The sequence below is a fragment of the Bythopirellula goksoeyrii genome (genome assembly GCF_008065115.1).
Lineage (GTDB): Bacteria > Planctomycetota > Planctomycetia > Pirellulales > Lacipirellulaceae > Bythopirellula > Bythopirellula goksoeyrii.
The window spans coordinates 2,255,198-2,267,359 of record NZ_CP042913.1 but is presented as its reverse complement, the minus strand read 5'-3'; the positions used below and the strand labels follow the sequence as shown (position 1 = coordinate 2,267,359).

The 12,162-nt window shown below is 55.1% G+C and carries 8 protein-coding genes; 5 read left to right on the top strand and 3 right to left on the bottom strand.

The genetic code is table 11. The features are described from left to right. Positions 1-146: 146 nt before the first annotated feature. The 3 genes from Pr1d_RS08935 (at position 147) to rlmKL (ending at position 7,172) form a co-directional block, all read left to right on the top strand. A complete protein-coding gene (locus Pr1d_RS08935; protein ID WP_148073209.1) occupies positions 147-4,472 on the top strand; it encodes a beta strand repeat-containing protein in 4,326 nt (1,441 codons plus the stop codon). 29 nt (positions 4,473-4,501) lie between these two features. Beyond that, positions 4,502-4,981: a TraR/DksA C4-type zinc finger protein gene (locus Pr1d_RS08930; protein ID WP_148073208.1), complete on the top strand. Its 480-nt coding sequence runs from the start codon at positions 4,502-4,504 to the stop codon at positions 4,979-4,981. Positions 4,982-5,048: 67 nt separating this feature from the next. Continuing rightward, complete coding sequence (gene rlmKL / locus Pr1d_RS08925) at positions 5,049-7,172, top strand: bifunctional 23S rRNA (guanine(2069)-N(7))-methyltransferase RlmK/23S rRNA (guanine(2445)-N(2))-methyltransferase RlmL (protein WP_148073207.1); 2,124 nt, start codon at positions 5,049-5,051, stop codon at positions 7,170-7,172. Positions 7,173-7,209: 37 nt separating this feature from the next. Here rlmKL and nadE read toward each other — a convergent pair whose 3' ends face one another. Both nadE and Pr1d_RS08915 read right to left on the bottom strand, forming a co-directional pair. Then, positions 7,210-9,192, bottom strand: coding sequence for an NAD(+) synthase (gene nadE, locus Pr1d_RS08920; RefSeq protein WP_148073206.1), 1,983 nt, complete (start codon positions 9,190-9,192; stop codon positions 7,210-7,212). Positions 9,193-9,213: 21 nt separating this feature from the next. Next, on the bottom strand, positions 9,214-10,473 hold the full coding sequence (locus tag Pr1d_RS08915; protein ID WP_148073205.1) for a CinA family nicotinamide mononucleotide deamidase-related protein: 1,260 nt from the start codon (positions 10,471-10,473) through the stop codon (positions 9,214-9,216). Between the two features lie 123 nt (positions 10,474-10,596). On the opposite strand from Pr1d_RS08915, the gene Pr1d_RS08910 reads away from it, so the two are divergent. Both Pr1d_RS08910 and Pr1d_RS26840 read left to right on the top strand, forming a co-directional pair. Further along, a complete protein-coding gene (locus tag Pr1d_RS08910) occupies positions 10,597-10,815 on the top strand; it encodes a hypothetical protein (RefSeq protein ID WP_148073204.1) in 219 nt (72 codons plus the stop codon). Next, complete coding sequence (locus tag Pr1d_RS26840) at positions 10,812-11,084, top strand: ParE family toxin-like protein (RefSeq protein WP_148073203.1); 273 nt, start codon at positions 10,812-10,814, stop codon at positions 11,082-11,084. The genes Pr1d_RS08910 and Pr1d_RS26840 overlap by 4 nt, the downstream gene beginning before the upstream one ends. A gap of 28 nt (positions 11,085-11,112) precedes the next feature. Here the strand turns inward: Pr1d_RS26840 and Pr1d_RS08900 are convergent, their stop codons facing one another. Then, a complete protein-coding gene (locus Pr1d_RS08900) occupies positions 11,113-11,712 on the bottom strand; it encodes a glycine zipper domain-containing protein (RefSeq protein WP_210417932.1) in 600 nt (199 codons plus the stop codon). Positions 11,713-12,162 lie beyond the last annotated feature (450 nt).

Sequence of the window (12,162 nt, the reverse complement as noted above, 5' to 3'; positions counted from 1 at the left end):
TTATTGTCTCGATGGGTGATACCTCGTGGGGCACAGTACGCGCACATGGGCTGCGAGAAGTATTGAAACACTTCTCCGCATCAGATATGCGCGCTGAGAACTGCACACAGAGAAGTCGCGATCGAGCCTGACAGGAGAAGCATTGCATGAGGATTACAACTCGCCTCTTGCTGAGTAACTGGTTTGCACACGTCGTCATACTGCTCTCAATATGCAGTTCCAGCGGCAGTCTCTCTGCGCAGGTCATGCCGGCTGATGGAGCCTCCGCAGGAGCTGGGGCCGTGACTCCGGTCAGCTACACCAGTTCCGGAAGCTACCTCAACCGTTCCTTGGGGACTCCCCTGCGCTTTGACTACCATACTCAAGGCTATGGTACCGAGACGGGAGTCGTCAGGCTGGGCACAATGCCCGTGTTCCCTTTGGACAACGCGGTCTGGTTCGTCGATGCAGCTGGAACTCTCAGCGAGGATTTTGGCGGTGGTTTCAATTTGGGTGTTGGCTATCGTGAGATGGTCGATTTCAACAGCACCTTCGATCCAGAACGTATCTTGGGTATGAGTTTCTGGACAGATGGCCAAAGCACGGATGCAGACAACTTTTTCACGGCGCTTGGATTCGGGCTTGAGTCCTTAGGCGAAGCATACGACTTGCGTTTGAACGGTACTTTCCCACTGAGTCGCACTCAGACGGGGGACGCCAAACTCATTGATTTCGACGCACCCATCTTCCAAGGGAACGAACTCTATTCTGGAATCGAATCGGTCGTTACTGATACTGCCTATTCGGTTGTTGATGCAGAGGCGGCCAAGCGAGTGGGCAACCTCGACGCGTGGGCACTGATGGGCGTGTACTATCTTGGCAGTGGCGGTACCGATGCTACTGGCGTGCGCGCTGGAGTGCGAGGTTATGCACTGCCTGACCTGGCGCTCAGCTTGCAAGTGACCGAGGACGACATCTACGACACGAATGTGATGTTTGGAATTACCTGGTTCGTTGGACGTACCCACAGTGGCAATGCGCCTTGTGGAATTCTGGCAGATCGGTTCCGCGAACCGGTCTGGCGCAACGACTTTATCGCGACGACGTCATCGGTCTCAACCCGTGGAGCAGGCGATGCTTTGACCGACGCTGATACAGACGAGTTGTTCAACTTCATCCACGTCGATAGCAATGCGGCTCTGGGAGGAGATGGTACAATCGAGAATCCTTATACCACTCTCGCCGAAGCCCAAGGCCCTGGTCCTGGCGGACCTGGTGCCCAATCGGAAGGCTCGTACGTCTACGTGCATTCCAACTCGGTACTTAGCGGGAATTTCACGGCACTTGATAATGTCAAAGTTCTCGGCGAAGGCGTGAATCAAGATGGCGACATGGTCACCCATACCGTCGACAGTGTGGAAGTAGGCACGCTTGTCTTGCCAGAAACCTCTCCAGGTGCTGGAAGTGCTCCTGCGCCGATTATCAATGGCGTGGGCGACGTCTTCACGCTGGCAAACGACAATCAGATCAATAACTTCAATATCGTGGGTGGCACGAATGCCATCGTAGCTAATGCAGTGAACGCTCCCCAATTGGCGAATCTCGATATCGACACACCGACTGGTATGGGTATCTCATTCACCGATATCACGGGGACTGCTGTAGTTGAAAACACGGTCACGATCGATGATGCCGGTGTTACGGCATTCTATATCAACGGTGGCACAGATGGGATGAACCTGAATCCGATTATAACAACCTCCGTGGGCCGCGCTTTAGAGATCGAAAATCGCACCGGGGGCATAATTGCCTACGGCGGAATGATTACCACCACTGGCGGAACAGGTGTATTCATTCATGACAACACAGATGCCAACATCGCCTTTTCTAACGAGCTCAATCTCACCACTGATGCCGATGTCAATGCGCTCACGATCATGAACAACAATGCCGACGCAGCGACGCCGTCAACGATTCGGTTTGACGGTTTGCTGACCGTGAATGCCTCTGGCACAGGCAATGGTGTCGATATCGACGGTACCGACGAAGACGTCACCTACCAATTCGCTGATCTGCTCATCAATTCTGTGGATGGCACAGGCTTCCTGGCCGCCAATGATGGAACGCTAATCGTCACAAGTGCCAATGGAACCAATGCCGTAACAGCCACTGGCACAGGAACAGCGATCGACATCGACGGGATGGATGTCGGGACCGGTGGAATCACGTTTGATACGGTCAACACGGATGGAGCTACCAACGAAGGTGTCAGGTTGGCAAATCTCGAAGGCACCGGCTTGGTCACGATCGGTGGCGGCACGGACCCCGGCGATGGTGGCGTGATCCGGTCTGATGGTACGGGCATCAGTATCGACAATGTGGCCAACGTAGCCGTCAATAATGTCACGATCGACAACTCGGCCAATGCGGGTGTCGGTATGGAAATCATGAATCAGGACGAAGCAACGGATGCCGTTTCCTTGGCTGGTGTGCAGATTACGACCTCTGGCACTGCCAACGGCCTCGACATCAACAACAATTCGGATGGCACGATTACGGCCTCGGATCTGGTTGCCTCGGCGGTCGATGGCAATGCTGTCAATGTCGAGCAAAACACTGGAGGCACGAACATCTTCAACGATCTCGATGCTTCGACCTCCGGTTCCGGAGATGCAGTCTTCATAAATAATAATGACGGCTCGACCACGACGATCAATGGGATGACATTGGCTGCGACTGGCACAGGTAGCGGATATGTCGCTCAGAACAAAGGCACGGTTGCGATTACGGGAGATACGGAAATCAGTACCGTAAGCGGTGCGGCACTCAGCATGAACGACGTCGAGGTCGATGCGGCAGGGATCTCCGTTGATAAAGTGACCGTCACTGCCGGCACAGAAGATAGCGTTTCCCTCGTCGATTTGACAGGAACAGGCGATGTTGTTGTGGGTGCTGATACGAGCGATCCGGGTTCGATCACGACCACGGGACGAGGTGTGTTCGTCGACGGAGGGACCAACGATATCACAGTAGATACCGAAGTGACGGCCAATGGTGCAGGACGCTCTCTGGAAGTAGTCAACCGCACCGGTGGAGTCATCACCTACAACAGCGATACCACGGACAATGCCATGGGCATGCGAATCGCCGACAACACGGGTGGCACGGTGAATGTGACCGGCGATTTGACCTTCAACACGGGTGCCAACGACGCGATCACGATTGACAACAACAATGGCTCCACAGTCAATTTCTCAAACGCTGGCAGTATCGATCTAGATACAACCAGTGGGAGCGGTGTGCATCTGACGGGACAGAACACCAATGTGGCAATCGATGCGGATATCACCGGTGGCACAGGCACCTCGGTCGATATCGAAGGAAACGCCACGGCTATCGTCAACGGCGATATCACGAATACGGCCGGACGCTCCTTGCGAGTTCATGGTCTCACAGCTGGTATCGTGAATGTTAATAGCGAAATCAACGACACGGGTGAGGGTATCTCGCTGGATAGTAACACGGGTGGCTCGATTAACATGAATGGCGATTCGACACTCAATACGGGTGCCAACGACGCGCTGACCATCACTGGCAATAGTGCGGCCAATACCATCAGCTTTGCTCCTGGGAGCGAGTTGGACATCGATACGACATCTGGTCGAGGCATTCTCATTAGTGGTAACGGCTCGACAATTGTCAATGGTACGCACACCGTCGACACAGGCACTGGTGTTGGCGTTCAAATCGCCAATGCCCGCAGTGCGACAGTCAACGGAGTGACTATCAACTCTTCCGGCAACGACGCTGTAAATATCACTCACGGCAATGCATCCGTTTCCGATGTTACTCTGGGTTCTGTAACTGTAGAGTCCGGCGACCGTGGTGTGAATGTGTCGGCTACGGGTTCGGGCCAGTTTGATCTGACGATGAACAACGTCGATATCAGTGGCATTACCCAGGAAGGTATCTTGTTCGACACCAATGGCAATGCTAATCGCGTTGACTTTACCATGACTAATAGCAATATTGTGGCAGGTAACGATCAAGCCCTGGAAGCGACCCTAGATGCGGCTATCGGAGACGTACGATTCTTGGTTCAGAACAATGTGTTTAATAGCAACAGCGCTGATGCCACGGTTGACATTTTAGTCGCAGGTGGAACTGAGTTTAGTGGCACGATCGGCATATTGCAAAACAACTCGGATCCACTTACGCCACCTATCGGAGACAACAACCGATTTATCAGCACGAATGCAGCTGGAGATCCATTCGCCATCGAGGTCAACAATGCTGCAGCGACTGTCAACCTGGACCTGCGCGACAACACAGCCCAAGGCGGAACTGTAACCTTCCAGCTAGACAATACGGCAGGAACATTCAACCTGGTGGACTCTGTAGATACCATCGCGGGTGACAACAACGTAGGCACTGTTAGCACGAACGGTGTGATTAACAATATCGCCCCCCCCGTCTTGCAGCCGACGCCATAAGTCGTCACACAATCTCGCGGGAATGTTGAATGGATGGCAAAGCATTGGCATGCCCCGACTGTGGCTGGCGAACCGTGTGCAGCCACGACGAACTAGCCCGCAGGCTACGGAAGTTAGGTCTACTACGGCGAGCTCCGCATCCACCGGATGATCTGGTGGACGAGCTGGTTCACACCAATCTCGCGCGGCTGACTTGTGATCAATGCCACGCCGCGGGCTTAGCCATCGTCGAGGCGGACGATGTGAGCAGCTCCGCAGATGCTGACGACTGGCAACAAGCGGCGATCTGTGAAATCTGCCGCAAACCCGTGCCACCTGAGCGGCTGGAAATCTTTCCCTCGGCTCGCCGTTGTGTTACCTGCCAAGATGCTGAGGATCGCGGCCTAGAACCCTCGGCAGTAGAATACTGCCCGAAGTGTGGGTCTCTCTTAGAAATGCGGGTCAGTCAGAGTGGCGGCGTGACACGCTACAAGCAGTTCTGCACAGGGCAACCCGCGTGCCGGCTCTAGGCGATGCGGAACGAGTCTGTCATCATTGACATTTCGCAATCCGAATTCCGCATTCCCAATTCCCTTTATGTCTTTCCAACTTGTTGCCACTGCTGCCTTTGGGCTCGAAGCCGTCGTCGTGCGGGAACTGGCTACCCTGGGCTATGAGGGCCGCGTTGCACGGCCGGGGCGAATCGAGTTCGACGGCGACGAAGCGGCGATCTGTCGCTCAAATCTTTGGTTGCGCTCGGCGGATCGGATCCTCTTGCAGTTGGCAAAGTTCTCCTCGCCAGACTTCGATGCCTTATTCGACACTGCCACTGAGTTGTCCTGGGAAGAATGGATTCACGTCGAGGCGGCAATCCTGGTTCGCGGTCGTTCGCACAAGTCTCAGCTATCGAGTGTTCCGGCAGTTCAACGGACTGTGAAGAAAGCAATCGTCCAGCGACTGCTGAACCAATTCCCCGAGCTTCCCGAGACCGGCCCACCGGTCCCGGTGGAGATAGCGATACTCGACGACGAAGCAACCTTGTCGATCGATACATCCGGCGAGGGATTGCACAAGCGTGGCTATCGCAAGTTGGCCGGGCCAGCGCAACTCCGTGAAACGTTGGCAGCTGCCTTGGTTCAATTAAGTTTCTGGAAGCCCGAGCGACCACTTGTCGATCCATTCTGTGGCACCGGGACAATAATCATTGAGGCAGCCATGCTTGCGCGGCGCATGGCCCCGGGACGCAATCGTGTGTTTGCTGCCGAGCAATGGCCAACGTTTCCCGGCGAACCCTGGCGGATAGCCCGGGAGGAAGCCGCCGACTTGATCTTGCCGAACTTGGAAGAGCGGCCGATGGGCACGGACATCGATTCTGAAACGCTGAGCCTGGCCCGCTATCATGCCGAGCAAGCTGAGGTCGCGGAAGATGTCCATTTTCAGCAACGAGCGTTTGCGGATCTCACCAGCAAGCGGCAGTTCGGCTGCACAATCATGAACCCACCGTACGGACTTCGCATGGGAGAGGAACGAGAAGTCGCGGAACTCTATCGCACGTTTCCCGAGGTGCTGCGAGGATTGAAGTCGTGGTCGCACTACATTCTCTCAGCTCGCGAAGACCTGGAGCAACTGGTTGGCCAGGAAGCAGATCGCCGTCGCAAGTTGTACAACGGAAAAATCGCCTGCACTTACTATCAGTTTTACGGGCCGCGACCACCGAAAGACTCGCAGTACACACAGCCAGCAGAAGCACCGGCATTCGGTGGTTTGCGAGACGAGGCTCGGCGACAGGCCGAAGAATTTGCCAATCGACTTAAGAAGCTTGCCCGGCATCTGCGGCGCTGGCCTACCAAGCGCGGGATCACCTGTTATCGACTCTATGAGCGTGACATTCCTGAAGTTCCGCTGGTCGTTGATCGCTATGAAGATGCACTGCATCTTGCGGAAATCGAGCGCCCGCATGAACGTACTGCCGCTGAACATGCCGACTGGCTTGACTTGATGTGCCGCACTGCTGCTGAAGCACTCGATGTGCCGCGCGAGGCAGTCTTCCTGAAACACCGCGCCCGGCAACGGGGGACCTCCCAGTATGAGCGAGTGAGTGATCGTCAGGAAATCCTGACGGTCACCGAGGGAGGCCTCAAGTTCAAGGTGAACCTGTCGGATTATCTCGACACGGGCCTGTTTCTCGATCACCGTATCACTCGCGAGATGGTTCGTAAGACGGCAGCAGGAAAACGGTTTCTCAATCTGTTCTGCTACACGGGAGCCTTCACCGTGTATGCCGCGGTTGGTGGCGCTGCCTCGACGACTTCAGTCGATCTATCGGCAAACTATCTCGACTGGGCCGTCGAGAACTTGCAACTCAACGGCCTGGCAGGTCCGCAGCATCGATTCATCCGAGCCGATGCGGAAGAGTTTCTATCTGATTTGAAACCGGACGAGAAATTTGATCTAGCAGTCGTCGATCCGCCCACATTCTCCAACAGCAAGCGATTGGAGCACGACTGGGATGTGCAACTGGGGCACGTTCCGCTACTCAACAAGCTGATAGAGCACATGGCACCGGAAGGTGTGATCTATTTCTCCACCAATTCACGAAGATTCAAGCTCGACGAAGCAGCACTAAAGGGTGTTGCGATTCGTGAGATTAGCAAGCAAACCGTGCCAGAAGACTTTCGCAACAAGCGGATTCATCGCTGCTGGCGGTTGGTGGCGCGTTGAAAGACTCGCTCTGCTGCGCTGGCGCTTCGCATCGCGGCTAACAATTCGAAATATATTCGCGTAGTTCGGCGAGTTCGCGTTCGAAGCCACCGGAGAGAATCGGAAAGCGGCACCAACTCTTGGGGTCGAGGTTTTCGTCGTCAAGATGGAACGACGGGGCATAACGTTCGCGTTTCCATTGATTGCGACACCAGAGCTGGAAAAAACGTTCGACCCAGGTGCCAAGTTGCTCGGGCGTGTACTCAGGGAATAGTTCTCGCACCGATTGAAATACTTCAACTGGCATGAGCTTATCTCGAATCGCGGCCCTCTCGACTGCGTCGAGTACCCGATAGGGCATCAGGTCCCCTTCATCAGTTTGTCCCTCCGAGGCTGGACGCAACTCAGCCGTCGGCTGCTGGGCATTGATCACTGAGAGTGCTCCCAACGGGCCGACCCCTTCGGGGCCAGTGGACTCCATCCACTTGAGCCATTCAAGTAAATAGGCCTTGTCGATACCGGCGATGGGGGCAAGTCCTCCGGCGGTGTCGCCATCCATCGTGGCATAGCCGACGGCGGCCTCGCTGCGATTGCTCGTGGTCAGCAGCAAAGAGCCGCTGAGGTTAGCGAGTAGCCAGGCTCCGGGAGCACGAGCGCGGGCCTGAATATTCTGCAGAGCCGTGTCGTCTTGTTCCCAAGTTAGTGGTCGGCCGACGACTTGTGAAACCGTTTCGACATAGGCATCCACCATGGTGTCGACATTCCACTCAAAATATTTAGCACCTATAGACTTAGCGACATAACGGGCTGCATGACGTGTGACATCGCCACTATTGCGGGTCGCCTGATAGGCGCATGTGAGTAGCTCCCCCACCAAATCGTCGGCACGGCTCGCTTCAGAGAGCCGTGACATCTGCGACAATTTCCTGGCGAAACTCTGGCAACCCAACTCTGCTACTCCAAACTTCACCATCAACCAAGCCATCGTCGCGACCGTGGCAGAGTCGGCACCACCACTAAGCGAAATCACGAGCCCCCCTGCCCTGCTCTTTCGCAGGTAATCAAACAAACCCAGCGCGACCGCGCGAGCAAATTCCTCTTCTTTGGGAGGAGGTGAAGCGTCCCAAGGACTCGGTTGAGTTGGTTCAATTTCCTTTTCAGGGGGGGAAAGGTGAAAGTCGCAGTCGAGTGTCGTGCCATCAAGCTCAATGATGGGCAATTTTGCGGCGGCTCGATCGGCTCGTGTGGCGTCCACATCAATGTCGGCATGTGCCAGGGCATAGTCCTCGAAAGAAAATCTCGGCCCTACGGCAACCAGTTCACCGCGTGTAGCAATTAGTGTGCCACCATCGTAAACCACATTGCCTGCTTCGTTCCCTAACAGATTGGTGTATGCGTAGCTGACATGAAACTCGCGACTACCGCGGAGTACAATGTCACGGCGAATTTCTTGTTTCGCGAAGGCAAAATGGCTCCCACTGGGATTGAGGATGATGTCTGCCCCCCGCACTGCAAGTCGTTTGCCGGTCCGCTGAGCAACCCACGCATCGCGGCAGATTTCCATGCCAATCTTGATGCCTCCGCATTCAAACATCAGATCGCCAACAGGATACTCATTGCCAAGGCAATCAACCTCGCTCACTTTTCCGACGGGCCATGGCTTGAACCAGCGTGGTTCGTAGTGGATGCCGTCTCCGGCAAGGCACTGCTTGGCGACGAACCCGATCAGTCGCCCATCGCAGACAAATGCACAGGCGTTGAAGATTTGCTCCTCAACCACGAGCGGCAAACCCAGCGCAACGGCGAGCCCCTTCGTAGCGGGCAATATCTCGGCGAGCATATCGAGCGACGTTTGCTGAACGCCCTGTGCGAAAAAAGCATCTTCGCAACCATAGCCACTGATGCACAACTCGGGCAAACAGAGCAAGGAGACGTCTGCCACTCGTGCTGCCTCTAAAGCGGCAACAATATTTGAACGATTAACGTCCCATGCAAGCGGGGTTTGGTTGAGCGCAGCAGAGGCAAGGCGAATCTGATTCATGCCTCAAATATACGCAGCGGGCTAAGTAGCGTCATCCCTACCAAGCTTCAGCAATTCAAGTCGCAATGCGTTCAAGGCCTGTTTAGCAGTGCGAGCCTGCAAGATTGCAGGATGACTGGCGCAGCCGAATCGCCATTTGTGTGTGCGCTCTTCTGTAGCCAGTGCCATGCAAACGTGTGAATCCGCCCGATAGGGATCGGGCGGATAGGCCGCAACCGACAACCCATAGTCCGCACGCAACCGATGTCTTACCAATTCTGCCATTACGGCGGCGACGGCCGGTTCGTGATCCTCGATCTCGGCGTTCAATTCAGCCGAGGTTGACATAGAATCGAGATCGGCACGATCGTTGATAGTCATTCCGCCGACAAATACATTGCTATGGCCATCGACCGCCTGAAGCCACTCGGCGATTCGACCTGCGGTGGCCCATTCTGCGACGGCAAGAGTCTTGCCTCGCTGTTTGAGTAGTCGCAAGACAACATGCTCCAGTTCATCGTCTTCTTCACCAAAAACTACTTCACGGAGCGATTCACGAATCACTGTGATCGTTGGTTCCATCGTCGCAAGACACGTTTCTTCCTTGTCGGCGGTCGCCGTGATGCGGAGCGTGATTGTCGCGTCACTCACGGTAATACCCACCTTCGGTTCACGACCCCGCCGAATCAGATCGGGAAGCATCGCTTCGAGTTGGCTCTCGCCGAGGCCAAAACATTTGATTCGGCGGTGGCGAATTACAGTTTGCACTTGTTGAAGTTGGCCGATTCTTTCCGCAACGGTATTGGCCCACATCTCATGCATTTCAACCGGCACCCCAGGCAAGGCGAACAAGCCGCATGGTTCTCGACCCGTGCGTTCGACCAACATTTCAATACCTGGGGCCGTTCCATGGAAATTGGGAATCGGTCGTGATCCTGCGGGGAAGTCGGCCTGCACCTGATTCCGCTCGGGCATTTCACGTCCGCGGCTTGCGTAGAGATTCTGAATATGTGCCAGTGACTGGGCATCTCGCACGAGCGTCGTTCCTGTGGCTGCGGCGATCGCCTCCCGCGTCAGATCATCAGCAGTCGGGCCAAGTCCACCTGTCATGACAATCACATCTGCCCGCTCGATGGCCACACACAAGACGGCGATGTTGTCTTCGAGTTCGTCACCGACGGTAGTGTGAAAAGCGACTTCACAGCCAAGTTGCGTCAGTTGCTGGCTAAGCCATTGGCTATTGGTATCAAGCCGCTGGCCAGTGGTGATTTCGTCGCCGATGGAGATGACTTCTGCTCGCATATTGAGCAGTTTGGTGGGAAAGTCACGAATTGGGAAGGGGCAGCGCTAAATCAGCAACCTAGCCCTCAGCGAATGCCGTGGGTTCTTCTTGGTCCACTTCCCTGAGCGTGGTATAATCAGAGTATGACGAAATCCCTGGAACAAGCAATCGAACGGCTAAAGAAGATTCCTGAAGATAGGCAGGAATTGCTCGCCCAAATGTTAATCTTCGAAATGGAAGAGGATGAGCGTTGGCAACAGTCTACTGCCGAGCACGCCGACAAGATTTCAGCTCTAGTAGCAGATGTATTGGAAGCCGAACATCGAGGCGAGTGTGAGACTCTAGACCCGGACAAGCTGTGATATCAAAGCTCACACCCGGATTTCGTCGGGATTTTGACAAGCTGCCCAAGTCAGTTCAGGAGCGGGCACGGGCTGCTTATCGTCGTTTTCAAACAGACTCTTCACACCCAGGATTGCAATTTAAACGATTGCAAACAAGTCAATCGCTTTGGTCAATTCGAGTGACCGAATCCTATCGTGCGGTGTGCGTGAGAGAGTCCGCAGACAAAGTCATTTGGTTTTTCATTGGCACTCATGCCGAGTACGATAAACTTCTCTCTAACCTGTAACCCAACTCTTGAAATAGCAAGATCTTCTCTACTTTACCACCGTCACCCCAAAGCTCGTCCTCGCCCCACAGCGTGGACCGCGGTAGTAGCCGTAACCGGGGCCCCAGCATGGTGGCGGACCCCAGGCGGGGCCACCATAGTAATGTTCCTCTACGACTACTGGGGGTCCTTGGGCCAGTGCCACCGGCGCCGGGGGGGTTTGCATGATTTGAATTACGTTCGTGGCGACACCCTGGTTGTGGAGATAAATCACGTCGGCCGCCGTGACCGGACGAGACATTCCTGAAGTACGGACATAGTTCTGAATCAGCGACGGATCGACTCCCGAGTTGGTCATCGCGACGACCTCTTCGATCGAGGCGGCACCGACCGGAATTTGGCGTCCCATCTGTGCGGCAATCTCTGCACGGTTCTGCGCCTGCATGGCGTCCATCTCAGAACCCACGACGCCTCCTGTTACTGCGCCAAGTCCGGCACCAATCAGGGCACCGGTTCCGGCGTTGCCGCCAGTTGCGTCGCCAATGATCGCGCCCGCACCTGCGCCGGCTAAAGCACCCAAACCGGCACCTCGGTCGGCGTAGTAGGGCGACCGGCATCCAAGAGAGGAAACACCGACAATCAATAACATAAAGAGAGAGACCCTCTGCCGACGAGCAATTTGCGCACGCATAACGATTACCAGTTGAGTGAGGTGCAGAAGCGGGAACGGATTACGGGGCGGGAATCGTCCCAAGCAGCAGGCCGACGGTCAAGATCAGCGAAGGGGTGACAGCAGTGATTGGGCAATCTCATAAATCACTTCTTGGATACTAAATGCCCTCAAAGAACTGCCTCCATGAGTGCAATGAACCGCAGGTTTTGGCCTCCGCTAGCAATTCAGGTTGCAATCAGGTGCGTCTAGACGTAAACTTAAGGCAACTCGGGATTTGTGGCCGCTTGCAGCCGAAACTGCTAAAGAGCCAGTGACATTAGCCTGCTGGCGCGTATTCTCAGTTATTGAGACTTAATGCAAGCAGCAACAACCTAACGAAGCTTGCTTGTATCAAGCCGCATTTACCGAGAGTATGTGCGGCTTTTT

What these genes read in the sequence shown, in the direction of transcription:
- rlmKL (WP_148073207.1), top strand. Translation starts at nt 5,049, where the DNA reads ATGTCTTTCCAACTTGTTGCCACTGCTGCCTTTGGGCTCGAAGCCGTC.
- nadE (WP_148073206.1), bottom strand. Translation starts at nt 9,192, where the DNA reads ATGAATCAGATTCGCCTTGCCTCTGCTGCGCTCAACCAAACCCCGCTT.
- Pr1d_RS08900 (WP_210417932.1), bottom strand. Translation starts at nt 11,712, where the DNA reads ATGTTATTGATTGTCGGTGTTTCCTCTCTTGGATGCCGGTCGCCCTAC.
- Pr1d_RS08910 (WP_148073204.1), top strand. Translation starts at nt 10,597, where the DNA reads ATGACGAAATCCCTGGAACAAGCAATCGAACGGCTAAAGAAGATTCCT.
- Pr1d_RS08930 (WP_148073208.1), top strand. Translation starts at nt 4,502, where the DNA reads ATGGATGGCAAAGCATTGGCATGCCCCGACTGTGGCTGGCGAACCGTG.
- Pr1d_RS08935 (WP_148073209.1), top strand. Translation starts at nt 147, where the DNA reads ATGAGGATTACAACTCGCCTCTTGCTGAGTAACTGGTTTGCACACGTC.
- Pr1d_RS08915 (WP_148073205.1), bottom strand. Translation starts at nt 10,473, where the DNA reads ATGCGAGCAGAAGTCATCTCCATCGGCGACGAAATCACCACTGGCCAG.